The sequence below is a fragment of the Pseudomonas kielensis genome (assembly GCF_014236655.1).
Taxonomy (GTDB): domain Bacteria; phylum Pseudomonadota; class Gammaproteobacteria; order Pseudomonadales; family Pseudomonadaceae; genus Aquipseudomonas; species Aquipseudomonas kielensis.
The window spans coordinates 1-24,845 of the sequence record NZ_JACMYG010000049.1; the positions used below are offsets into that span (position 1 = coordinate 1).

Annotated in this window: 18 protein-coding genes and 1 pseudogene; 8 read left to right on the forward strand and 11 right to left on the reverse strand. The window is 61.8% G+C overall.

All coding sequences use genetic code 11. The features are described from left to right. Positions 1-200: 200 nt before the first annotated feature. The 6 genes from H7995_RS26840 to tpx all read right to left on the reverse strand — a co-directional run bounded on the left by H7995_RS26840 (position 201) and on the right by tpx (position 12,127). Entirely contained in the window at positions 201-2,276 is a 2,076-nt protein-coding gene (locus H7995_RS26840) for a putative bifunctional diguanylate cyclase/phosphodiesterase (RefSeq protein ID WP_166592812.1), read from the reverse strand. A 162-nt stretch (positions 2,277-2,438) separates the two neighbouring features. Then, on the reverse strand, positions 2,439-3,932 hold the full coding sequence (locus tag H7995_RS26845) for an efflux transporter outer membrane subunit (protein WP_185819209.1): 1,494 nt from the start codon (positions 3,930-3,932) through the stop codon (positions 2,439-2,441). Beyond that, positions 3,929-7,036, reverse strand: a complete 3,108-nt coding sequence (locus tag H7995_RS26850) for an efflux RND transporter permease subunit (RefSeq protein WP_166592814.1) — start codon at positions 7,034-7,036, stop codon at positions 3,929-3,931. The genes H7995_RS26845 and H7995_RS26850 overlap by 4 nt, the downstream gene beginning before the upstream one ends. Further along, the gene (locus tag H7995_RS26855) at positions 7,033-10,137 is read right to left on the reverse strand and encodes an MdtB/MuxB family multidrug efflux RND transporter permease subunit (protein WP_166592815.1); all 3,105 of its coding nucleotides are present in this window, start codon (positions 10,135-10,137) and stop codon (positions 7,033-7,035) included. The genes H7995_RS26850 and H7995_RS26855 overlap by 4 nt, the downstream gene beginning before the upstream one ends. Continuing rightward, positions 10,134-11,450: an MdtA/MuxA family multidrug efflux RND transporter periplasmic adaptor subunit gene (locus tag H7995_RS26860; RefSeq protein ID WP_182344708.1), complete on the reverse strand. Its 1,317-nt coding sequence runs from the start codon at positions 11,448-11,450 to the stop codon at positions 10,134-10,136. Before H7995_RS26860 ends, H7995_RS26855 begins: the two co-directional genes overlap by 4 nt. 176 nt (positions 11,451-11,626) lie before the next feature. Then, the gene (tpx, locus tag H7995_RS26865) at positions 11,627-12,127 is read right to left on the reverse strand and encodes a thiol peroxidase (RefSeq protein ID WP_166592817.1); all 501 of its coding nucleotides are present in this window, start codon (positions 12,125-12,127) and stop codon (positions 11,627-11,629) included. Positions 12,128-12,419: 292 nt separating this feature from the next. Between tpx and H7995_RS26870 the strand changes: the two genes are divergently transcribed. Then, positions 12,420-13,532 (forward strand): RHS repeat-associated core domain-containing protein, encoded by a 1,113-nt coding sequence (locus H7995_RS26870; protein WP_182340287.1) that lies wholly within the window; start codon positions 12,420-12,422, stop codon positions 13,530-13,532. A gap of 230 nt (positions 13,533-13,762) precedes the next feature. After that, positions 13,763-13,966: pseudogene (locus H7995_RS26875) on the forward strand (haloacid dehalogenase-like hydrolase); the annotation flags it as partial. Between the two features lie 153 nt (positions 13,967-14,119). Here the strand turns inward: H7995_RS26875 and H7995_RS26880 are convergent. Further along, positions 14,120-14,791: a DUF3313 domain-containing protein gene (locus H7995_RS26880; RefSeq protein WP_166592819.1), complete on the reverse strand. Its 672-nt coding sequence runs from the start codon at positions 14,789-14,791 to the stop codon at positions 14,120-14,122. 220 nt (positions 14,792-15,011) lie between these two features. Here H7995_RS26880 and H7995_RS26885 point away from each other — a divergent pair, with 220 nt between their 5' ends. Then, positions 15,012-17,366 carry a tetratricopeptide repeat protein gene (locus tag H7995_RS26885; RefSeq protein WP_185819210.1) on the forward strand — a complete coding sequence of 785 codons (2,355 nt, stop codon included), beginning with the start codon at positions 15,012-15,014 and terminating at the stop codon, positions 17,364-17,366. Between the two features lie 114 nt (positions 17,367-17,480). Here the strand turns inward: H7995_RS26885 and H7995_RS26890 are convergent, their stop codons facing one another. After that, entirely contained in the window at positions 17,481-17,990 is a 510-nt protein-coding gene (locus tag H7995_RS26890) for a DUF934 domain-containing protein (protein ID WP_166592821.1), read from the reverse strand. Then, complete coding sequence (locus tag H7995_RS26895; RefSeq protein ID WP_185819211.1) at positions 17,987-19,657, reverse strand: nitrite/sulfite reductase; 1,671 nt, start codon at positions 19,655-19,657, stop codon at positions 17,987-17,989. The genes H7995_RS26890 and H7995_RS26895 overlap by 4 nt, the downstream gene beginning before the upstream one ends. 332 nt (positions 19,658-19,989) lie before the next feature. Between H7995_RS26895 and ccoN the strand changes: the two genes are divergently transcribed. After that, positions 19,990-21,417, forward strand: a complete 1,428-nt coding sequence (ccoN, locus tag H7995_RS26900) for a cytochrome-c oxidase, cbb3-type subunit I (protein ID WP_095168790.1) — start codon at positions 19,990-19,992, stop codon at positions 21,415-21,417. 15 nt (positions 21,418-21,432) lie between these two features. Then, a complete protein-coding gene (locus H7995_RS26905) occupies positions 21,433-21,654 on the forward strand; it encodes a cbb3-type cytochrome c oxidase subunit 3 (protein WP_185819212.1) in 222 nt (73 codons plus the stop codon). 12 nt (positions 21,655-21,666) lie between these two features. Here the strand turns inward: H7995_RS26905 and H7995_RS26910 are convergent, their stop codons facing one another. Beyond that, positions 21,667-22,161 carry a hypothetical protein gene (locus H7995_RS26910; protein ID WP_166592824.1) on the reverse strand — a complete coding sequence of 165 codons (495 nt, stop codon included), beginning with the start codon at positions 22,159-22,161 and terminating at the stop codon, positions 21,667-21,669. Between the two features lie 151 nt (positions 22,162-22,312). Between H7995_RS26910 and H7995_RS26915 the strand changes: the two genes are divergently transcribed. Continuing rightward, positions 22,313-23,005, forward strand: coding sequence for an aspartate/glutamate racemase family protein (locus tag H7995_RS26915; RefSeq protein ID WP_166592825.1), 693 nt, complete (start codon positions 22,313-22,315; stop codon positions 23,003-23,005). Position 23,006: 1 nt separating this feature from the next. Here the strand turns inward: H7995_RS26915 and H7995_RS26920 are convergent, their stop codons facing one another. Further along, the gene (locus H7995_RS26920) at positions 23,007-23,528 is read right to left on the reverse strand and encodes a GNAT family N-acetyltransferase (RefSeq protein ID WP_166592826.1); all 522 of its coding nucleotides are present in this window, start codon (positions 23,526-23,528) and stop codon (positions 23,007-23,009) included. Between the two features lie 237 nt (positions 23,529-23,765). On the opposite strand from H7995_RS26920, the gene H7995_RS26925 reads away from it, so the two are divergent. Then, positions 23,766-24,062, forward strand: coding sequence for an antibiotic biosynthesis monooxygenase family protein (locus H7995_RS26925; RefSeq protein ID WP_166592827.1), 297 nt, complete (start codon positions 23,766-23,768; stop codon positions 24,060-24,062). Between the two features lie 125 nt (positions 24,063-24,187). Further along, on the forward strand, positions 24,188-24,745 hold the full coding sequence (locus H7995_RS26930) for a hypothetical protein (protein WP_166592828.1): 558 nt from the start codon (positions 24,188-24,190) through the stop codon (positions 24,743-24,745). Positions 24,746-24,845: the final 100 nt, after the last annotated feature.

Below are 24,845 nucleotides of genomic sequence, written 5' to 3' on the forward strand. Positions count from 1 at the left end.
GCACCAAGTGGTGGGGCAAAAGCGTTTTGCTTACTTTTGCGCTGTTCAAAAGTGAGCCGCTGTAAAAGCGGAACCATAGGTGGTCGTTACCGCAGAAATGGATATGTACGCGGTCTAATCCAACACCCCAGAGGCCCACAGGTGCAACGTCGCACCACAGCTGTGTAGAAACCTATGCCCATCGCGGGCAAGCCTTGCTCCTACGCCACCTGCTCCGCCCGATGGATGTCGAGCATGAAGCGTTCCGCCGGCAACGGGTGGCCGAGCAGGTAGCCTTGCAGCGAATCACACCCCAACTGGGTCAGGAAGTCCTGCTGCATGTCGGTTTCCACGCCTTCGGCAACGATCCGCAGCCCCAATGCCTGGCCCAAAGCAACAATGGCCGAGACGATGGCGGCATCATCACTGTCGCGCTCCAGGTCGCGCACGAAACCGCGATCGATCTTCAGCTCGTTGGCGGGCAGGCGCTTGAGGTACATCAGGCTCGAATAACCGGTGCCGAAGTCATCGATGGACAGGTCGACCCCCATTTCCGAGAGCTGCTTGAGCACCGTCATGCTCGCGTCGGCGTCGCTCATGGCCGTGGTCTCGGTGATTTCCAGGGTCAGGCTGTTGGCGGGCAGACCGTGGGTGGCCAGGGCCTTGGCGACGCTGTGGACCAACTCGGTGTGGCAGAACTGCAGCGCCGAGAGGTTCACCGCGATGCGCCAGTGGGTGTAGCCCTGCAGGTGCCAGAGGCGCATTTGCCGGCAGGCTTCATTGAGCACCCAGTCGCCGATCGGGATGATCAAGCCGGTTTTTTCTGCCAGTTCAATGAACTTGTCCGGCAGTAGCATGCCCTGGGTCGGGTGTTCCCAGCGCAGCAGCGCTTCTGCACCCACCGGTTGGCCGTTGCTGGCGTCGAACTTGGGCTGGTAGTGCAGGCGGAACTGATCCTGTTCAACCGCGTTGCGCAAATCCTGCAGTAACTGCAACTGGCGCCGCGCATCGTTGTTCATCGACACATCGAAGAACCGGTAGCCGTTCTTGCCGGCACCCTTGGCGTGGTACATCGCCGCGTCGGCGTTCATCAGCAGCTCTTGCGCGGTGTGGCCGTTGCCGGGATAGACCGCGATGCCGATGCTGGCCGAGATCTGCAGATCGTGCTCGCCCACGCGGAATACCCGGGAAATCAGGCCCACCTGGCGGGCTGCCAGGCGCAGCGCATCGTCCGGCTCGTGCAATTGCACCAGCAACACGAACTCGTCACCACCAATCCGCGCCAGGGTGTCCTGGCTGCGCAAGTCCTCGCGCAGGCGCACGCTGACCTCGCGCAGCAACTGGTCGCCCATGTGATGCCCGAAGGCATCGTTGACCGGTTTGAAACCGTCCAGGTCGATAAACATCAGGGCAAAACAGCCGCTCTGTTCCTGCACCATGAGCATGGCCTGGTCGATGCGGTCGGCCAGCAACACCCGGTTGGGCAGCCCGGTCAGGGTGTCATGCAGCGCCAGTTGGGTCAGTTCGCGGTTGGCCAGGGTCAAGGAGTTGGCCAGCTCCGCGGTGCGTGCTTCAAGGCGTGCATCGAGAATCGAGGTCAGCAAGGCAATGCTCAGCACCGCCAACGTGGTCACCAGCACCAGATTGTCCAGGCCCTTGCCGCTCAATCCATCGATTGCCGCACCGCAGAAGCTGCCGTCGGCAAAACGCGCGGCCGCCATCCCGGTGTAGTGCATGCCGACTATTGCCAGGCCCATGACCACCGCTGCCCCGCCCCGGGCAAAGCGCACGTAGGGGGTGTTCTGGCGCAGGCGGAAAGCGATCCACAGCGCCGCCGCCGAGGCCCCCACCGCGATCAGCAGGGAGGCGCCGAACAGGCTCGGGTCATAGTCGATGCCCGGGGTCATGCGCATGGCGGCCATGCCGGTGTAATGCATGGCGCTGATGCCTGCCCCCATGACCAAGGCGCCAAACCCCAACTGCCAGGCCGGCAACTGGGGCTGGCTGACCAGCCACAGGGCAAAACCGCTGGAAAGAATGGCGATCAGCAGCGACAAGGCCGTGATGCCGAAGTCATAGCCCAGATCGATGGGCAAGCTGAACGCGAGCATGCCGATAAAGTGCATGGACCAGACCCCGACCCCCATGGCCAGGGCGCCGCCGACGGTCCACAGGTGGGCCGCCCGGCCCTTGGTCGTAGCGATACGCCCGGCCATGTCGAGGGCGGTGTAGGAAGCCAAAATTGCCACGCAGAGCGAAATCAGGACCAGCGCAGGGGAATAGTTACCGATGAGCATCAGACTTCTCGACTATGCCCTGGCTAAAGCGTCCGTGCACGCTGGGCGAAAAGTGGCGATTGTACTGATTCCAAAGGCGAAAGCACCTGCAAAGTAATCAAAAGGCCACTAGCTAGACGGAAAGACTGTAACAAGAACAACAAAGCCCTTTCAGGGGCAGGGTCATTGGCTTTCGGCAGCCATCAACTGCCCGTCCCAACCGCCGCCCAACGCCGCAATCAACTGCACACTGGCGAGCAGTCGGCTCTGCTGCAAGGTCAGCACACTGCGCTCATTGTTCAAGGCCGTGGCCTGTACCACCACCACATCGAGGTAGGCGATCAAGCCGGCCTTGTACTGGTTCTGGATCAGGCGCAATGACTCCCGGGCGGCATCCAGCGCCTGCTGGCGCACCAAGGCTTCATCACCCAGGACCTTGAGCTGGACCAGGTAATTTTCCACCTCGCGCAAACCGTCGAGTACGGTCTGCCGGTACTTGGCCACGGTCTGGTCATACAGCGCCTCGTTGCGATCGACTTCGGCAGAACGCTGGCCGCCGTCGAACAAAGGCAGGTTGAGCTGCGGCCCCACCGACCAGAACCGGTTGGGCAAGCTGATCAGGTCGGCGGAGGTACTGCTGCTGTAACCACCGGAGAGGCTCAGGGTCAGGTCCGGGTAGTAGGCGGCCTTGGCCACGCCGATATTGGCGTTGGCGGCAATCACCGAGCGTTCGGCCGAGGCGATATCCGGACGGCGCTCGAGCAATTGCGAAGGCAGGCTCAGCGGCACTTCGGGCAACGCCGGGATGTCCTGGGTCTCGGCCAGGGTGAATTCAGCGGGCGCCTGGCCCATCAGCACGGCGATGGCGTTCTCGAACTGCGCACGCTGCCAGATCAGGTCGATCATGTCGGCCTGGGTGCTTTTGAGCTGGGTCTGGGCCTGGGCCACCGCGTCCTTGCCGGAGACCCCGGCACGGTACTGGTTTTCGGTCATCTTCAGCGAACGCTGGTAGTTTTCCACGGTGGCCTGCAGCAGGCGCCGTTGCTGGTCGATGACCCGCAATTGCAGGTAGTTCTGCACCAGTTCCGACTGCTGGCTCAGGCGCATGGCCGCCAGGTCCGCGAAGCTCGCTTCGGCGCTGGCCTCGTTGGCCTCCAGGCTGCGGCGCAGCTTGCCCCAGATGTCCGCTTCCCAGCTCACCCCCAACTGCGTGTTGTAGGTGTTGCGGATGCCGCTGCTGGAACTGCTCAAGGATGAACTGCTGCTCCCCGTGCCCTGGCTGGAGCGGGTTTTTCCGGCGCTCAGGTCAACCGTGGGGTAGAACGCGCCGCGTGCGCTGGCGACCAGGGCCTGGGCCTGACGGTACTGGGCCTCGGACTGGGCGACGGTCTGGTTGGAGCTGTTGAGTTTTTCCACCAGGCCATTGAGCTGCTGATCGCCATACAACTCCCACCAGGCGCCACGGGCCAGGGAATCGCTCGGATTGGCCTGGCGCCAGCCCTGGGCATGCTTGTACTGGGCCGGCTCCGCGACGCTGGGGCGCTGATAGTCCGGGCCGACGGCGCAGGCGCTGAGCATCAGGGCGCAGAGGGAAAGGCTCAACAACCGCGAGCCACGGGCCGTCACCAGGCGCAGGGGCGACAGGCAGTCGCGGTTGAGTGGGTAACGGTCATTCATAGCGCGGTTTCCAGAGCAGCATCGGTACGAACCCCACGCCAGCGGTTGACCCGGTGGCGCAAACGGTCGAGATAGAGGTAGACCACCGGGGTGGTATAGAGCGTCAGCACCTGGCTGAAAATCAGCCCGCCAATGATGGTCAGGCCCAGCGGCTGGCGCATTTCCGCGCCTTCGGCACTGCTGAGCAACAAGGGCAAGGCGCCGAGGATGGCCGCCAGGGTGGTCATCAGGATCGGTCGCAAGCGCAACAGGCAGGCGCTGCGGATCGACTCCAACGGCGCCAGGCCCTGGTGGCGTTCGAGTTGCAGCGCCAGGTCGATCATCAGGATGGCGTTTTTCTTGACCACGCCAATCAGCAAAAACAGCCCCAACAGCGAAATCAGGCTGAATTCGCCCCCCAGCACATAGATCGACAGCAAAGCGCCGACCCCGGCCGACGGTAGCGTGGAAAGAATGGTCAGCGGGTGCACATAACTTTCATACAGCACCCCAAGCACCAGGTAGACCGCCAGCAAGGCGCCGAGGATCATCCACGGCTGGCTCTTCTGGGTCGCGGCAAAGGCGTCGGCGGTGCCGGCCATCTTGGCAATCACTTCCTCCGGCAGGCCGAGCTTGGCAATGGCCCGTTCGATCGCGGCCCCACCCTGCTCCACCGTCACGCCTTCGGCCATGTCAAAGGAGATGCTCTCGGAAGCGAACTGCCCTTCGTGGCTGACGCGGTCGTTTTCCAGGCTGTTTTCGTAGTGGGCAATGGCCGACAGCGGAATCCGCGCGCCGGTCGAGGTGATCACTTGCACCTGATTGAGGGTGATCGGGTCCTGGGCGTACTTGGGATTGACCTCCATTACCACCTGGTACTGGTTGAGGCTGTCGTAGATGGTGGAAATCTGCCGCTGACTGTAGGCGTTGTTGAGCACCGAGGTGACCATGGCCATGTCGATGCCCAGGCGCTTGGCCTGGTCGCGGTCGACCACCAGCGTCACTTGCGCCGCACCACTGCCCTCGCGGGCGTCGATGGCGGTGAGTTCCGGCAGGGCCTTGAGCGCCGTCACCACTTTGGGGTACCACTCACGCAGCGCCGACAGGTCACCGCTTTGCAGGATGTAGCTGTATTGCGAGGACTGCTGCTCGCGGCCGCCGCCAAACTGCAGGTCCTGGTCGGCCATCAGCATCAGCTGCGCGCCGGCCACCTTGGGCATCTCCTTGCGCAGGCGCTCGATGACTTTCTGCGCCGACAGATCACGCTCCTTGATCGGCTTTAGGCGCACCAGCATGAAGGCGTTGTTGGTTCCATTGCTGCCGCCGATGAAGCCGGCGACGCTTTCCACCGCGTCGTCCTTGAGCACCGCACGGCGGAAGATCTCCATTTTCGGCTGCATCACGCTGAACGACAGCCCGTCGTCGCCGCGCACAAAACCGATCAACTGGCCGGTGTCCTGCTGCGGCAGGAAGGTCTTGGGCACCACCACGTACAGCGCGACGTTGACGCCAATGGTGATGAACAGGCTGAACAGGGTCAGGCGCGGATGGCGCAGCACCCAGTCCAGGCTGCTGGCGTAGTACTTGACCATCCAGTCGTTGGCCTTGCGGCTGCCGCGCTGCAGGCGGTTTTCCTGGCCTGGGGTGTGGGGTTTCAACCAGCGGGCGCAGAGCATCGGGGTCAGGGTCAAGGACACCACCAGCGAGACCACGATCGAGGCGGCCAGGGTGATGGAGAACTCGCGGAACAGGCTCTCGATGATCCCACCCATGAACAGGATCGAGAGGAACACCGCCACCAGCGAGACGTTCATCGACAACAGGGTGAAGCCGACCTCCTTGGCCCCCAGGTACGCCGCCTTCATCGGGGCGATGCCATCGTCGATGTGCCGGGAAATGTTCTCCAGCACCACGATGGCGTCATCCACCACCAGCCCGGTGGCCAGGATCAACGCCATCAGCGACAGGTTGTTCAGGGAAAAGCCATACAGGTACATCACCGCAAAGGTGCCGACCAGCGACACCGGGACCGCCAGGGTCGGGATCAGCGAGGCGCGGAAGTTACCCAGGAACAGGAACACCACCAGGATCACCAGGGCCACGGCAATCAGCAGGGTCATTTCCGCTTCATGCAGGGTGGCCTTGATCACCGGCGAACGGTCCATTGCCAGGTTCAGCTTGACGCTGGCCGGCAGCACCGCCTGCAAGGCCGGCAACTGCGCCTTGATCTCGTTGACCGTCTCGATGATGTTGGCGCCGGCCTGGCGGTTGATCACCAGCAGCACCGCCGAATCGTCGTTGAAGAAACCGCTGTTGTAGCGGTCCTCAACGCCGTCGCTGACCTTGGCCACGTCGCTGAGGCGCAACGCCGAGCCGTTCTGGTAGCGGATGATCAGCGACTCGTAATCCTTGGCCTTCTCTAACTGGTCGTTGGCCTGCACCTGCCACATGCGCTGGTCGTCTTCGATCGAGCCTTTGGGCCGGCGCACGTTGGCGTTGGCGATGGTGTTGCGCACGTCATCCAGGGCCACGCCATATTGGTTGAGCAACTGCGGCTCGAGCTCGATGCGCACCGCCGGCAAGGAACTGCCACCGATCTGCACTTCGCCCACGCCCGGCACCTGGGACAGGCTTTGCGAGAGGATGGTCGAGGCCAGGTCATACAACTGGCCCTTTTCCAGCACGTCGGAGGTCAGCGACAGCACCATGATCGGCGCCTGGGACGGGTTGACCTTCTTGTAGGTGGGCATGCTGCGCATGCCGCTGGGCAGCAAGTTGCGCGAGGCGTTGATCGCCGCCTGCACTTCCCGCGCCGCACCATTGATGTCGCGGTCCAGGTCAAATTGCAGGATCACCCGCGTCGAGCCCTGGCTGGAGCGGCTGCTCATGGTGTTGACCCCCGCGATGGCGCCGAACGAGCGCTCCAGCGGGGTGGCCACGGTGGAGGCCATGACCTCGGGGCTGGCGCCCGGCAGGCTCGCCTGGACGACGATCACCGGGAAGTCCATTTGCGGCAGTGGCGACACAGGCAGCAGGCCGAAGCTGACGCCGCCCAGAAGCATGATCGCCAGACTCAGCAGCATCGTGGCGACCGGTCGCTTGATGAAAGGTCCGGACAGGTTCATGGCTGTTCTACCGGCTCCAGGCGCTCAGGCGCAGGCCGCCAGCGCCGTCCAAGGCGGTCGAAATACAGGTAGATCACCGGCGTGGTGAACAGGGTCAGGACCTGGCTGACCAACAGCCCGCCGACCATCACCAGGCCCAGGGGCTGGCGCAGCTCCGCACCGGAACCGGTGGCCAGCATCAGCGGCACCGCACCAAACAGCGCGGCCAGGGTGGTCATCAGGATCGGTCGGAAGCGCAGCAACGCCGCCTGATAGATCGCCGTCGCCGGGTCCATGCCCTGGTTGCGCTCGGCCTCGAGGGCGAAGTCGATCATCATGATTGCGTTTTTCTTGACGATGCCGATCAGCAGGATGATGCCGATGATCGCGATCATCCCCAGGTCATTGCCACTCAAGAGCAACGCCAGCAAGGCCCCGACCGCCGCCGAGGGCAAGGTCGACAGAATGGTGATCGGGTGGATGTAACTCTCGTAGAGCACGCCAAGCACGATGTACATGGTCACCACGGCCGCCAGGATCAGCAGCAAGGTACTCGACAACGAAGCCTGGAACGCCTGGGCCGCGCCCTGGAACTGGCTCTGCACGCCCAGTGGCATGCCGATGTCCTTCTGCACCTGTTCGATCAGCTCCACCGCCTGCCCCAGCGCCACGCCAGGCGCCAGGTTGAACGACATCATCACCGCCGGGAACTGGCCGATATGGGCGATCGACAGCTGGGCCTGGCGCTCCTCGATGCGCGCCAGGCTGGACAGCCGTACCTGGCCGCCGTCGGTGGTCTTGACGTGGATCTGCTCCAGCGCCTGCGGACCGATCTTCTCGCCGTCCTTGGCCTGCAGCACCACGCGGTACTGGCTGGCCTGGGTGTAGATGGTGGAGATCTGCCGCTGGCCGAAGGCGTCGTACAGGGCATCGGTGATGTTGGCCACCGACACGCCAATGCGCGACGCCGCGTCACGGTCGATCACCAGGTACACCTGCAGGCCCTTGTCCTGCAGGTCGCTGGCAACGTCGGTCAGCTCCGGCCGGTGGCTCAGGGCGTCGACCAGACGGCCGCTCCACAGGCTGAGCAATTCGGCATCCGGCGACGACATGCTGAACTGGTACTGGGTGCGACTGACCCGGTCTTCGATGGTCAGGTCCTGCACCGGCTGCATGAACAGGCGAATGCCCACCAGCTTGTCCAGTTGTGGCTGCAAGCGGTTGATCACCTGGGCTGCGCTGAGGTCACGCTCCTTGTGTGGCTTGAGGTTGATCAGCAGCCGGCCGCTGTTGAGGGTGGCGTTGTCGCCGTCCACGCCGATGTAGGACGACAGGCTTTGTACCGCCGGGTCTTGCAGGATGATCTTGGCCAGTTCCTGCTGGCGCTGGCTCATGGCAGCGAAGGAAATCGACTGCGGCGCCTCGGAAATCCCCTGGATCACCCCGGTGTCCTGCACCGGGAAGAAGCCCTTGGGCACGATCATGTAGAGGAACACGGTGAGGGCCAGGGTCCCGATGGCCACCATCAGGGTCAATGGCTGGTGCTTGAGCACCCACTGCAACTTGCGCCCGTAGGCGGCGATCATCCAGTCGATACACGCGCCACTGGCACGATAGAAACGGCTCTGCTCTTCAGGCTTGGGCTCGGGCTTGAGCAAGCGTGCGCACATCATCGGCGTCAGGGTCAGGGACACCACCAGGGAAATCAGGATCGCCACCGCCAGGGTGATGGCGAACTCGCGGAACAGCCGCCCGACCACGTCGGCCATGAACAGCAGCGGAATCAGCACCGCGATCAGCGACAGGGTCAGGGAGATCAGGGTGAAACCGATCTGCTTCGCGCCCTTGAGTGCCGCCTGCAGCGGGCTGTCGCCCTCCTCGATGTAGCGCGAGATGTTCTCCAGCATGACGATCGCATCGTCCACCACAAAGCCGGTGGCGATGGTCAGGGCCATCAGGGTCAGGTTGTTGACCGAGAAACCGGCCAGGTACATCACCCCGAAGGTGCCGATCAACGACAGGGGCACGGCAATCGAAGGGATGATGGTGGCGCTGACGCGACGCAGGAACAGGAACGTCACCATCACCACCAGGGCGATAGCGATCAGCAGCTCGTGCTGCACGTCGGTGACGGAGGCGCGAATGGTCTGGGTGCGGTCGGTCAGCACCGTGACATCCAGCCCGGCTGGCAGGTTGTCGGTGATACTCGGCAGCAGCGCCTTGATCCGGTCAACCACCTCGATCACGTTGGCCCCCGGCTGACGCTGGATGTTGAGCAGCACCGCCTGGTTTTCGTTGGCCCAGGCCGCAAGGCGCTCGTTCTCGGCGCCATCGACGATCTGTGCAACGTCCTTGAGCCGCAACGGCGCGCCGTTGTTGTAGGCGAGGATCAGCTCGGCGTAGTCCTTGGGCGAGGTCAACTGATCGTTGGCGTCGAGCATCGACACCCGGATCGGGCCGTCGAAGTTGCCCTTGGGCTGGTTGACGTTGGAAGCGGCGATCAGGGTGCGCACATCCGACAGGTTCAGGCCGTTGGCCGCCAGGGCCTCGGGGTTGACCTTGATCCGCACCGCCTGGCGTTGCCCACCGGCGATGCTGACCATGCCGACGCCGCTGATCTGGGCGATTTTCTGCGCCATGCGCGTATCGACCAGGTCATTGAGCTTGGGCAGCAGCATGGTCTTGGAGGTGATCGCCAGGGTCAGCACCGGGGTATCGGCCGGGTTGACCTTGTTGTACACCGGCGGCGCCGGCAGATCGTTGGGCAGCAGGTTGCTGGCGGCGTTGATCGCGGCCTGCACCTGTTGCTCGGCGACGTCCATATTGATGTCGAGGTTGAAACGCAGGGTCAGCACCGACGCGCCGCCGGAGCTGGTCGAGGCCATCTGGGTCAGGCCGGGCATCTGCCCGAATTGTCGTTCCAGGGGCGCGGTGACCGCACTGGTCATTACATCCGGGCTGGCGCCGGGGTACAGGGTCATGACCCGGATGGTCGGATAATCGACCTGGGGCAGTGCCGAGACCGGCAGCAAGCGATAGGCGATCAGGCCGGCCAGGACGATGGCCAGCATACTCAGGGTGGTCGCGACCGGACGCAGGATGAACAGGCGGGAGATGTTCATGCGCCGCCCTTATGCGCCTTGCCATCGGCCTCTGGTGCAGGTGCGGCATCGCTCGCCTGGCTGTGCAGGTTGTCGGCCGGCGCGGCCGGGACCTCGATGCTGTCGTTGACCACCTCCACCTCGCTGCCCTCTTTGAGGCGGTCGGTGCCTTCCAGCACCACCCGGTCGCCCGGTTTGAGGCCTTCCTTGATCACGGTGTTGTCGCCGTCGGTGGCGCCGATTTTGAGCGGGCGAATGGTGACCTTCTTGTCGCCATCCAGGGCGTAGACAAACGTGCCATTGGTGCCGAACTGAATGGCCGCCGAAGGTGCCAGGATGACTCCCTTGAGGGTGTCGGCGAGCAGGCGCACGTTGACAAACTGGTTGGGGAACAGCGCCTGGTCACGGTTGTCGTAGCGCGCCTTGAACTTCAAGGTGCCGGTGGTGGTGTCGATCTGGTTGTCCAGGCTCTGCAGCACCCCGGTGGCCTGCAGCTGGGTGTCGCCACGGTCCCAGGCTTCGACCGGCAGCTTGGCCCCGGAGCGGTAGCGGGCCAGCACGACGTCGAGGCTGTTTTCCGGCAAGGTGAAGGCCACGCTGATCGGTTGGGTCTGGGTGATGATCGCCAGGGCTGTGGTGTCGTTGGCCGCCACCAGGTTGCCGACGTCCAGTTGGCGCAGGCCGACACGCCCGGTGATTGGCGCGCGGATCCGGGTGAATTCCAGGTTGAGCTTGGCGTCATTGACCGCCGCCTGATTGGTCTTGACCGTACCCTGGTACTGGCCCACCAGCGCCGCGGCGGTATCCAGGGTCTGCTTGGCGATGCTGTCCTCGGCGTACAGGCCGCGGTAGCGCTCCAGGTCAACCAGGGCGTTTTTCAATTGGGCCTGGTTCTGCAGCAGGGTCCCTTCGGCCTGGAGCAAGGCGTTCTGGTAGGGACGCGGGTCGATCTCGGCAAGCAGGTCGCCGGCCTTGACCATCTGCCCTTCTTCGAAGGCGATCTTCACCAGCTCACCGCCAACCCGGCTGCGCACATTAATGGTGTTGAGCGCGGTAACCGTGCCCAGGGCCTTGTAGTACAAGGGGAAATCGCCCAGTACCGCCGGAGCCACCCGCACCGGGACCGCCCCCGCTGCACCGCCGAAACCCGGGCGCATGCCACCTGCCCTGCCGGTATGGCCGGCCGTCGCCTTGGACGCCGAGGCATCCTTGCTGGCGGAGCTGCTGGGCCAGAATTTCCAGCACAGGCCGCCAACGAGCAGCAGGACCAGCAGGCCGAACAGCCAGCGACGAGAATTACGGGAAGCGGAGGATTGCATGGAGTGATCAACCATTGGGCGCGTGGGCATCTTTATACGGGAGGCTGAAAGATAAGCACTAGAGGCCTTTTAGCAAAGCGCCTTTACCGGCAATTTACCTTCAGCTGACTTTTGCGAGTGTTTGCTAAATGACTGAAGCACAAATGAAAACGGCCTGGACAGTGCCAGGCCGTGAATAATTGTAAAGCCTGTTACTTGAGAACGGCCAACGCTGCTGCGTAGTTAGGCTCTTCGGCGATTTCTTTCACCAGTTCGCTGTGCAGCACGTTGTCGTTTTCGTCCAGGACCACCACGGCACGGGCAGTCAGGCCCTTGAGTGGACCGTCGGCAATTGCTACGCCGTAGTTTTCGATGAACTCGGCACCACGCAGGGTGGACAGGTTCTGTACGTTTTCCAGGCCTTCGGCGCCGCAGAAACGTGCCTGGGCGAACGGCAGGTCAGCCGAGATGCACAGCACCACGGTGTTGGCCACGTCATTGGCCTGGGCGTTGAAGGTGCGCACGGAGGTCGCGCAGGTCGGGGTGTCGACGCTTGGGAAGATGTTCAGCACTTTACGTTTGCCGGCGAAGTCCGCCAGGGTCACGTCCGACAGGTTGCCGGCAACCAGGGAAAAGGCTGGCGCCTTGGAACCGGCTTGTGGCAGTTGACCGTTGACCTGGACCGGGTTGCCTTTGAGAGTGACTTGAGCCATGAACAGTATCCTTATAAATGCAGTGGTTAAGAACTATCGTCTGATGTTGCGAGGAGCCAAAGTTAACCACGAATGCGCCGGTGAGCCTACCCCGGCAAGCTGTCAGGCAATTCCTCGCACTGACCGCGAAGTACGCCCCTGGAATGGGTACGACTTGCGGTCTCTGCATCGGCAATGAAAATCCGGCCCACCCCGCGCGCAGAGCGTTCCCTAGCAGTTCTGCCAGTAGACAACGCTGGCGCCAACGCTGAACCTAAAGGCCCATGATTATAAGCACGGAGGGTTTAGCGTCATGCATTCAGACCGGGCCTTCGTACTCTGCCACTACCGTTACGACCCACTGGACCGGCTCGTCGCTACCTCACCGTCCGGTCGGTCACCGCAGCAACGTTTTTACTGCAAGACGCGACTGGCCACGCAAATCCAAGGGCTACTGTGGCACACGATGGTTCAGCACGACGACCAATTGCTGGCGCAACAACAGCGCAACGGGGAGCACGTGGCAGCAACATTGCTGGCCACTGATCGGCAACGTTCGGTGCTACATGCGCTTAGCAGCGATACACATCATCCCATCGCCTATGCACCCTATGGTCATCACCCCGCCGAAAGCGGATTGTTGAGCCTGCTCGGGTTCAATGGTGAACGGCGGGATCCGGTAACCGGGCACTACCTGCTAGGGAATGGATACCGGGCGTTTAATCCAGTGTTGATGCGATTTAATAGCCCGGACAGTTGGAGTCCATTTGGAGAGGGAGGATTTAATACTTATTCATATTGCTCCTGCAATCCTATAAACCTACAAGACCCCTCGGGGCATGCCCCCGGATCTTTTCTAGCGTACTTATTCAAATATTTTCCACTACCACAGCCATCAGCACCAACGATCAACAACAACACGGGGCTACCGGCACTTGTAAAAAGAACCCAAGCAGATCCTGCCAGAGAAATGTTTAAAAAATCCATCCAGCACATGAGCGACCCACGGCTTCCCGCACAAAATATAAAATTGATAAACGATGCAGAGAATCTGTTTAATAGTCAGAGTCTCAGGTATTCGCTGACCCCTGGCCGAATGCAAAGCGCAGAAGAATCAAGAAGACACTTCAATTATTTCAATAACAATGCAGAGGCATTTCAATTCAAAGGTGGCATCCCCCAAGTAGGGGAGCCAATTTTACTACCCAATGGTGGAGACACTTATCTGTACACCAAGCACTTCGACAGCGCGGTAAGTCATTACACCCATCAAATGATGTCGTCGACCGATTCAACCATAAAAAAAATCAACCTTATCAGTCTTCATCGAACGGTACTTAATCGAGCGGAATACATCACAACACACACGACAGAATTGAATGTTTTACGTCTCCGCCGCCCAAGAGCCAGATCGCCCGTTAGGTAGTAGTTAGACTACGTCCTCATCAACGAGTTAAGCCACCGCCCCACTCCATACCTCGATGAACGCCAACGATGTCCAGCGCACTCACCTGAAAGCAGCAAAACACAAGCTCCGCAATTCAAGCAATCCTTGGCTACGCTGCAGCACAGGGCTGTAACCGCTAGCGCGACGCACTCATCGACCTTACGCGCCTTGAACCCCGGTCACGATAAGGACTTTTCATGACGCACTTCGCCGGCCCGGGCAAGAGGTTCATGGGCCTGGTGCACCATACCGATGCAAAGCGTGAATGGGCCTACGACCGGCAGTCGAACATCGGTCGCCTGGACAAGGCCCTGGATGAAGCCAACAAACGCGGCTGGAGTGTCGTCGACATGAGCACCGAATGGAGCCGAATCTACCCGTTCGACACCAGCACACTGGAGCAAAAGAAGTAAGCAGGACCTATGTCCAGGCGACCGTACGCCGGCCCTTGCAGGATGTGGGGGTGAGTTCGGCAGCGAACCACCTCGGTCACCAATCGCCAGGGTCTGCAGCAGCTTGTCGGCCGTGGGATGGGGGAGCGAGCCGACTCGCTCCCCTCCAGGAACTTACTTGGCCTTGAGCTTGATGTACGACTGGCCCAGGTCGTGGGCCCAGCCATCGACCACGTTTTTCACGTCGTTGGCGGTCATGACTTGCGAGTCGTTTTCCAGCGGTCTGCCGGTGCCCTTGCGGACCACCTGGGCGATCACCTTGTTGTTGCCGCCGTCGAGGAACACGGCTTCGGTCGCCAGGTCGGTTTCCTGATCGCGAATACCGGTTGCGGTGCTGACGGCCGCTGCCACCAGGGCAATCGGGATCACTTCGTAGGCTTTCAAGCCTTCGGTCTGGCTGCTGACGGCGGTGATCGCCGCACGCACTACCATGACACCCGGGCCCGGGGCGTTGGCCAATGGCAGGTTTTTGCCCAGCTCACGCTTGAGCGCCTGGTCGTAGTAGCGGGTGATACCTGACAGCGTGCTTTGCGGGATTTTCACCGTCGGCTTGGGCTGCGGATAGAACTGGGTGGGTTCGACATAGACACTGGAGTACTTGTTGATATCGAGCTTGGGGTCGACCCAGCGCAGCACGTCTACGCCCGACGGCGACTTGGCCTCCTTGAGCTGGCTGTAGTCCTTGAGAAACCCGGAATAGTCTTCCGGCTTGGTGATCGTGCTGGAGCACCCCACTACCCCAAGGGAGGCAATGCACAGCGTACTCATCATGAGGGCAAGCTTCATTCGGTAACTCCTGTCAGAAGGACGACAACGGCACTGGCAAACGGAGTAACAGTTATAGCCAAAAGTTAAGACGATTGCTGTGACACGCTCTGAAAATTCACAAACAACCGTAGGATCAATCACAAGCGCCATTTGACAGACGCACCCCATGCAGCAAAGCTGCACGAAAGCACAAAAAGCCTGCCTTAATGGCCAGCGCCTCTGGACTACGGAAGTCGTGATGCCCAAGCATAAGAAGAACTCGATTTCACCTGCCCCAGATTCGCTCCCCCCCCTGATATCCCGCTACCTGTTTCCCGCCACCGCTGGCTTGTTGCTGCTGGTGATGGCCGGCCTCGGCTGGTTTCTGTTCGCCAGCACACCAACACCCGCGCCCTATGTGACGCCGAGTGTGGCCGTTACCCCGGCACCTCCGGTAGCCGCCCCCGCCCCTGCGCCACCGGCGCGCATGGTCGACGAGCAGCAATGCCAGGGTTGCCACACCGAGCAGGTCAAGGACTGGCAAGGCTCCCACCACCAACTGGCGATGCAGGTCGCCGACGAGCACACCGTGCTGGCCGACTTCAAGGACAGCACCTTCAAGGGCGAGAACGAGACCACCCGCTTCTTTCGCAAGGACGCCGGCTTTTGGGTCAACGCGCCGGGTGCCGACGGCAAGAACGCCGACTTCAAGGTGGCCTACACCTTCGGTATCGCGCCGCTGCAGCAGTACCTGATCGAAGTCGGTGAAGGCCGTCTGCAAGCCTTGGGCGTGGCCTGGGATACCGAGAAGAACCGCTGGTTTCACCTTTATCCGGGCCAGGGCGTGAGTTTCAAGAATCCGTTGCACTGGAGCAAACCCAGCCAGAACGCCAACTTTATGTGTGTGGAGTGCCACACCACCGGCTACCAACGCAATTTCGACGCCGCGACCAACACCTTTGCCAGCCAGTGGAACAGCTTGGGGGTCGGTTGCCAGGCGTGCCACGGTCCTGCCTCCAATCACCTTGAATGGGCGGCAAAAAAAGGCGACCTGATCCACGCAGGCTTTGCCGTCGACCTCAAGGACAAGAACGCCACCACCGAGATCGAGACCTGCGCCCGCTGTCACTCTCGGCGTGCGCCCCTGGGCGATGGGTTTACCGTCGGCAAGCGCCTGATGGACGACTACCTGCCCAGCGTACTGACCCGCGAGCTGTACGCCCTGGATGGCAAGATCAAGGATGAAGTGTTCGAACACGGCTCGTTCCTGCAGAGCAAGATGTTCGACAAGGGGGTGCGCTGCAGCAACTGCCACAACCCCCATAGCAACGAACTCAAGGCGCCGGGCAATGGGGTCTGCCTGCAATGCCACAACACGGCCGGCAAGACCACTGTACCGGGCGTCGACGGCAAGGGCCTGCAAGCCAAGGACTATGACTCCCCCGAACACCATCGCCATGCCGCAGGCCAGCCCGGCTCGCAGTGCGTGGATTGCCACATGCCGGGCAAGTTCTACATGGGCAACGACTTTCGCCATGACCACAGTTTCAGCATTCCCAACCCCGAACGCGCGAAAAAGCTCGGCACCCCGGATGCTTGCCTGACCTGCCATCAGGGCAAGGCCGGGGACGCGGTGACAGCGCAATTCAAACTGTGGAACGCCAACCCAACGGCCCAGGCACCGCGCTATGACGAAAGCCTGTGGCTGATCCGCAACGGCCAACCGGGCGCCGCCCAAGCGCTGTACGAGCAATTGCAGCGCAGCAACCTGCCCGCCATCCAGCGCGCCACCCTGCTGGCCGAACTGGTGCTGTACCCCAGCGAGCAAGCCCTGAAACTGGCGACCAAGGACCTGGCCAACAGCGATCCCCAGGTGCGTGAAAGCGCGATACGCGCGGTCAGCGGTTTCCTCCCGGCCCCAGAGCGCGTACCGCTTTACGCCCCCCTGCTCAGCGACCCGGTCAAGGCCGTGCGCATCGCCGCCGCCCGTGATCTGCTGGCGGCCAGCAACTCGTTGGGTGCTGCCCAATCGCGCTGGAATGCGGCCATCGCTGAGTACGAAAAGGTCCAGTTGAGCCTGCTCGAACGCGCCGAAGCCAACCTCAATCTGGCAATGCTTTATCAGGCCAGCGGACGAACCGCCGAAGTCGAGCCGATGTTGCGTGCGGCGATCCAGCGCGATGGCGATTTCTTCCCAGCACTGGTGACCCTGGTGCAATGGCTGGAATCCCGCGGCCGTGCGCAGGAAGCCCAGGCGCTGTTGGCCCAAGGCCTCAAGGCGCACCCGGACTCGGCGCTGCTCCAGCACACCCAGGGCCTGGCCCTGATCCGTGCCGGCAACACCGCGCAAGCCATGCCCGCCTTGCGCAACGCCGCCCGCCTGGAACCGCTGAATGCGCAATACGGCTATGTGCTGGCCGTGGCTCTGTACGAAGGTGGCAAGATCGACGAAGCCTGCGCGCAACTGGAGCAGTTGATCAAACAACAACCGGCCAACCGCAACGCCCGGTTGGCACTGATCCAGTACTACCTGGACAACGGCCAGGAACCCAAGGCTCAGGTCTTGCTGCAAGGCTGGAAGAAACTCAACCCGGAAGACCCGGCGCTGAAGTGACCGCACACACCTTGCCGGCAGCCTGTGGGAGCGGGCTTGCCCGCGATGGGGCCGGTCCATTCAACATCGATTGTGCCTGCCACACCGCCATCGCAAGCTCGCGCCTACCGGGGCTCAGGCATCGCTCGGCTGGCGTCGGCGAAACAAGGGCCTTGGCTCGATGGCCGAGCGGCCATATGTCACGCTCATGCCCGCCAGCCCCTTGAGGGCGTCATCGGCGCATTTGTCTTCGCGCACGGCAAACGCATCAAACCCGCACTGGCGCATGTGGCTTAACTGGTCGCGCAGCACATCGCCAATCGCCCGCAACTCCCCGGCCCAACCCAGGCGGGTGCGCAGCAGGTACGCCTGGCTGTAGGCGCGACCGTCGCGAAAGTTGGGGAACTCCAGGGCGATCATCGGCAACCGGTTGAGCCAGGGCGCCAGGCTTTCGACTTCGTCGTCCGGGCCCAGCCACACCGCGTCGAACACCGGATGGTGCTCGATGCGGCGTTTGAGCCACAGCCCCAGGGGCAATATCAACGGGCCGCTGGGCACATCGCCGCTCGTGTCCTTGATCAAGGTCCAGCGGTCGTCCGGTTCGCGCCGGGCCACCCCGTCGCGCAACCGCAGCAGGTTGTTCATGCTGTCCCCTCCTGCTGCGCGTAGACCTGTTCCTTGAACGGCTCAAGGCCAATGCGCTGCACGGTGTCGACAAACAGCTCCTCAGGTTCGCGATAACGCACGAAGGTGGCAATGATCTGCTCGATCACCTGCGGCACCTCGGCAGCGCTGAACGAGGGCCCCATGACTTTGCCCAATGCACTGTGCTTGCCCTGGGAGCCACCGAGGGTGACCTGGTACCACTCGCTGCCGTTCTTATCGACCCCCAGGATGCCAATGTTGCCGATATGGTGATGACCGCAGGCATTCATGCAGCCGGAAATGTTCAGGCTGATATCCCCCAGGTCATGCAGGTAATCCAGGTCATCGAAGCGCGCCTGGATCCCTTGGGCAATGGGGATCGACTTGGCATTGGCCAGGGCGCAGAAGTCGCCGCCCGGGCAGGCGATGATGTCGCTCAGCAGCCCGACATTGGACGTACCCAGCCCTGCCTCGCTGGCCAGGCACCACAAGGCGTAGAGGTCACGCTTGGGGACATCCGGCAGGACGATGTTCTGTTCGTGGGCAATGCGGATCTCGGCGAAGCCGAAGCGCTCGGACCATTGGGCGACAGCGTCCATCTGCTGGTCGCTGACATCGCCCGGCGGCGCGCTGATCCCGGGTTTGGTCGACAGCACCACGCTGGCGTAGCCGGCGACTTTGTGCGGCTGCACGTTGCGCGAGACCCAGCGGGCGAAGGCCGGATTGTCGGCCAGGCGCGTCCCGAATTCCAGGTCGGTGTCGGCCAGCTGAGCGTAGTCCGGGGCGACGAAGGCGCTGGCGACACGCTGGTACTCCGCCTCGGTCAGTTGCGCCGGACCGTCCTTGAGGTGCTGCCATTCCTCTTCCACTTCCCGGGCAAAGGCTTCTATCCCCAGGGCCTTGACCAGGATCTTGATCCGCGCCTTGTACTTGTTGTCGCGCCGGCCGTGACGGTTGTAGACCCGCAACACCGCTTCGACATAGGACAACAGGTGCTGCCAAGGCAAGCCCTCGCGGATCTGCAGGCCGAGGATCGGCGTGCGCCCCAGGCCGCCGCCGACGATCACCCGCAGCAGCATCTGCCCCGATTCGTCGAGGTAAAGATAGAGACCGATGTCGTGCATCATGATCGCCGCGCGATCTTCCTCGGCGGAACAGATGGCGATCTTGAACTTGCGTGGCAGGAACAGGAATTCCGGATTGATGGTCGACCACTGCCGCAGGATTTCAGCCAGCGGCCGAGGGTCGATCAGCTCGTCGGCCGCCACGCCGGCGAAGGCTTCGGTGGTGATGTTGCGCACACAGTTGCCGGAGGTCTGGATCGCGTGCATCTCGACCTCGGCCAGGCGCTGGAGGATGTCCGGCACCTGGGCCAGTTCGATCCAGTTGAACTGCAGGTTCTGCCGGGTGGTGAAGTGCCCGTAGCCACGGTCATAGTCCCGGGCAATGCTGGCCAACGTGCGCATCTGCCGGGCACTCAAGGTGCCGTAGGGAATGGCGACCCGCAGCATGTAGGCGTGTTTTTGCAGGTACAGGCCGTTTTGCAGGCGCAACGGCAAGAACTCTTCCTCGCTCAAGGCACCGGCCATGAACCGCTGCACCTGATCGCGAAACTGCGCGACCCGCTCCAATACCAGGGCCCGGTCGTAGTCATCGTATTGATACATGTCGCTACCTCATCAGGATTGACCCTCGCAAGCTCGACAGCTGCTACGGCGAACGGCGATCGCGAGTTCGGCTGCTACGAAGAACGCAGTTGCAGTTGGGCGGGGTTCTTGTGTGAGGAGGACTATGGGACAACAGCTCAGCGCGTTAAAGATTCAGCTAAAAACTAAAAAACCATATCAGCTCGCAGCAGATCACCGCAGACACGGGAAAAATCTGCTCCGCATTAATGCAGTTTTTCTGAGCCTGTTTTGTTTCTTCACGGTTTCCTACAGTTCGACCCATGCCAGACCGGGTGGCCTGGCAAGACTTTGCAACCGTGGAAGCATTGACCATGAGCACAGCTACAATCGGACAGGCCTATAACTACAAGGTGGTCCGCCAATTCGTCGTGGCAACAGTGGTATGGGGCGTTATCGGGATGGCGATGGGCGTGTGGATCGCCTCGCAACTGGTGTGGCCGGAGGCGAACCTGGATTTGCCCTGGACCACCTTCGGGCGTTTGCGCCCGCTGCACACCAGCCTGGTGATTTTCGGCTTTGCCGGCAGCGCACAATTCGCCGCCAGCTATTACGCGGTGCAACGTACCTGCCAGGTGCGGCTGTACAGCGACAAGCTCGCGGCCTTCACCTTCTGGGGCTGGCAATCGGTGATCGTCAGCATGCTGGTGACCCTGCCGCTGGGCTACACCACCACCAAGGAATACGCCGAGATCGAGTTCACCGGCGCGGTCTGGATGACCGTGGTCTGGGTGGCCTATGCGATCGTGTTCTTCACCACCGTGGTGCAGCGCAAGACCAAGCACATCTATGTCGGCAACTGGTTCTTCGGCGCTTTTATCGTGGTGATCGCCATGCTGCACGTGGTCAACCACCTGTCGATTCCAGTGGACTGGTTCAAGTCCTACCCGGTGTACTCCGGGGCAACCGACGCCATGGTCCAGTGGTGGTACGGCCACAACGCGGTGGGCTTCTTCCTGACCACGGGTTTCCTGGGGATGATGTATTACTTCGTGCCGAAACAGGTCGGGCGCCCGGTGTACTCCTATCGCCTGTCGATCGTGCACTTCTGGGCCTTGATCACTCTGTACATCTGGGCCGGCCCCCACCACCTGCACTACACCGCGCTGCCCGACTGGGCGCAGTCGCTGGGCATGGCCATGTCGCTGATCCTGCTGGCGCCGAGCTGGGGCGGCATGATCAACGGCATGATGACCCTCTCCGGGGCCTGGCATAAGTTGCGCACCGACCCGATCCTGCGCTTCCTGGTGTTGTCGCTGGCGTTCTACGGCATGTCGACGTTCGAGGGACCGATGATGGCGATCAAGACGGTCAACGCCCTCTCCCACTACACCGACTGGACCATCGGCCACGTGCATGCCGGCGCCCTGGGTTGGGTGGCGATGATCACCTTCGGCGCCACCTATCACATGATTCCGAAAATCTTCGGCCGCGAGCAGATGCACAGCATTGGCCTGATCAACGCGCACTTCTGGCTGGCGACCATCGGTACCGTGCTGTACATCGCCTCGATGTGGGTCAACGGCATCACCCAGGGCCTGATGTGGCGCGCGATCAACGACGACGGCACCCTCACCTACTCCTTTGTCGAGGCGCTGCAGGCCAGCCATCCAGGCTTTATCGTGCGGTTTGTCGGCGGGGTGTTCTTCTTGAGCGGCATGTTGCTGATGGCCTACAACACCTGGCGTACCGTGCGGGTGGCCGACGTGCGGATGGCCGAACGTGAAGCGCAGATTGCCTGAGGCAAGGAGCCTGTGATGTTCGAGATAGTCATGAATGGCCTGGGCGTGGCGTTCCTGTGGTTCGCCATCGAGTATTGCCTGCGCCACCAGACCACCAAGAGCCTGGATGACGCAAGCCTGATCCCCTTTGCCGATGACCCGGAAGTGGCGCGGCGGGTGGAGCAGGCCACCGGCAAGACCATCAACGCGGTCGCGCCGCCGCAGGCGCAACCGGGTTGGGGCAATATGGAGGTCTGATCGCGGCGGCGATCAACCGCGTTCGCGGGGGATCAGGCTCTGCAGCTGCTGGGCCAGGAAGTTTGCGTCAAAGGCGAAGGTATCGGGGTCTTTCAGGCCGTTGGTCTTGCGCCACTGCCAGCCGCTCGAGGGCGGCTGGCACACCAGCGACACGCTGCCGTAGCGGGCGGCGGTCAAGCCCATCACCGCCAGCGAAATCAAGCCTCCTGCGCCCATCACCTCCGGCACGAACTCCACCGGCTTGCCGGCAATCAGGATGCTCAGTTTCTCGGTGTTGAAGGTCGAGCTCTCCACCGGGACGCTCGCGCCAAACGCCACGTAGGCCTCACGGCTGACCTCCAGCAGGTTGGGCGCCTTGACTGGCGCCAGCCACTGCTCGATCTGGTCGAACAACTCAGCGATACGCGTGGCCCAGACGGCCGACTGGTTCTCAAACAGCTGCTTCTTGTGCGCTTCGCTTTCTGCGTAGTGGCGAAGCATCTCACCCAGTTGCTGTACGTCGTCCATTGCGCTGTTCCTTGGATAAACCGGTGTTGCGGACATTGAGCATGGCAGATGTGCGCGGCGCACGTACGACTAACCGCCGGACGAGCGATTGCCGCGCCCGCCAATCGCGGGCACTGTAGGCCCTCAAATCAGCCATCAACGGGAGCACCGCATGCGCACCATCGGCCTAATCGGCGGCATGAGCTGGGAGTCCAGCGCCGAATACTATCGTCTGATCAACCAGCAGGTACGAGACCGCCTCGGGCCTCTGCGCTCGGCGCGCCTGCTGATGTACAGCGTCGACTTCGGGCCGGTCGAACAAGCCCAGCATGCCGGACGCTGGGACGATGCAGCGCAGATCCTGGTGGACGCTGCCCGCCGCCTGCAAGCCGGCGGTGCCGAGTGCGTGGTGCTTTGTACCAACACCATGCACAAGGTGGCCGGACAGATCCAGGACGCCATTACGGTGCCTTTCCTGCACATTGCCGACCCGGCCGGGCAAGCGGCACAGGATGCCGGCCACCTGAGCGTCGGCCTGCTGGGGACTGCCTTCACCATGGAACAGGATTTTCTCAAGGACCGGCTCACCGCTCGCGGGCTGCAGGTGCTGGTGCCGGACGCGGCGGACCGCCAGGCGGTGCACCGGATCATCTACGACGAACTGTGCGTGGGGGTCATCCGCGAGGAGTCACGCGCCACCTACCAGCGGGTGATCCAGGCCTTGGCCGCGCGCGGCGCCCAGGCGATCATCCTTGGCTGTACGGAAATCAGCCTGCTGATCAAACCTGAGCACAGCGCCCTGCCCTTGCTCGACACCACCGAGTTGCACGCCCGTGCGGCGGTGGCTTTCGCCCTCGGAGACTGACTCAGTCCGCCTTGGGACCGTGGCGCAAGCGCGCCATGGCCAGGGTGTCCACCAGTGCGCCATCGCGTACCGCATACTGGCGCAGCAGCCCTTCGGTCTCGAAGCCGAACTTGCGGTACAAGCCGATCGCCGCCTGGTTATCGGCATACACCGTCAATTCCACGCGCTGCACATTCATCCAGTTGTCCGCCAGATCCAGCACCGTCGCCAGCAAGCGGCTGCCCAGGCCCTGACCTTGCCAGGCTTGCGCCACGCCCATGCCGATATTGGCGCAGTGGCTGCGCCGAATCCTTGAAATCTGTTCCAGGCCGATATTGCCGATCACCTGTCCCTGATGCAGGGCCACCAGCTGCACCACCCGTTCGTTGTCCGGGGCCAGGCGCTTGCGCCAGACCTCAGTCGATTGAAACGGCATCTGCAGGACCTGGCGGGCAACCGCCGGATCGTTGTACAGCGCGGTAATGCCCTCGATGTGGGCTTCGCTGAAACGCTCGATGGCAATGATGGAGTCGATGCTCGACATAGTGATTCTTCCTTGAGAACGATGGGCCACTGAGTCTAAACCGTTCATCCCCCCCATGACGATTGGCATTGCACCCAATACCCATGTGGGACCCCGCAAGCCCGTCGCCTGGGGTCTATTGGCTGGGGGCCTTTACTGCCAATTGGCTGTTGGCCTCGCCACTTTGCGGGCCTATCCTGCACAAACGTCACTCCACCCTGTACAAGGCCCGTGCGGCTTGATTGAGGAGCGTGTGCGATGCCCACCGAAAGGATCAATACGCACCAGCTGAAGGCCGACGGCTGCTCGGATGAGCTGGGTAAGCATTTACAGCAGATCGTCGATACCTTGCGCCAGCTTCCGGGAAGCGACACCTATATGCTCGACCGCTGCCCGGAAGATGACAATCGCGGGACCGTCAGCACCCACTGGCAATCGGAAGCCGCCCTGCAGGCGCACTACTGTTGTCCCGAAATGCAAGGTTGCATCACCTTGCTCGACAGCCGACTGGCCAGTAGCGTCGACTGCAACAACTTGCCGATAGTTGAATCGTAAACATCGCCCCTATAAAGCGGATGAATCCTCACTATCAACGCAGCGCTTCCCACAAACCACTCGATTACAGTCACGATAGTCTTGGAGGTACCAGCAGACGAAACAACAAAACAAAGGATTGGCACATGAGCAAAAACAAGGAACGTTCCTTCATTGCACGGATTGATTGCAATGGCGTCGCCATGACCTTTCTCGAAAAGGTCTTGAGTGAAGCCTTTCTTCAATTGAACCATGACTATGAAACACTGCGGGGCAACACTATTACCACCCTTGAATCCTATGACCCTCTCAGCGAGCAGGTGCGCCCGATCGCTGTGGGCGCGAGAGAGGATCCAATTGCTCTTCTGGTGCACTTCAGGTGTTATGACGACTATTACAACCTGCAGATCCTCAGCACACCGTACCAGGACAAGTACATCAGTAAAAACAACGATGGCGCCCTGGGAGCCTTTCCAGCCGCCGGTGGCGACACGACGTCCTTCAACTTACTGGATGGCCGCCACAACATTATTACCCTCGACGACCTGAAAACCGACAATCCCACGATTTATCTACGCGCCCGAGGAGCCGGAATTATCAGGAAGTTTCGGTGGAAATCACCGGTCAACCGTTTTTGCTTTCACGGCAGCCTCGGTGAAACCACAACATTCAATCTGAACATCATTGAACGAAACCCCGCTTAGCCTGACAGGTCCCCGCATCGGCTAATCAACCACTCTCGAGTCAAGTTCTACCGCACGCATCAAGTCACGCGCCAAACAATACATATATATCGCACCTAAT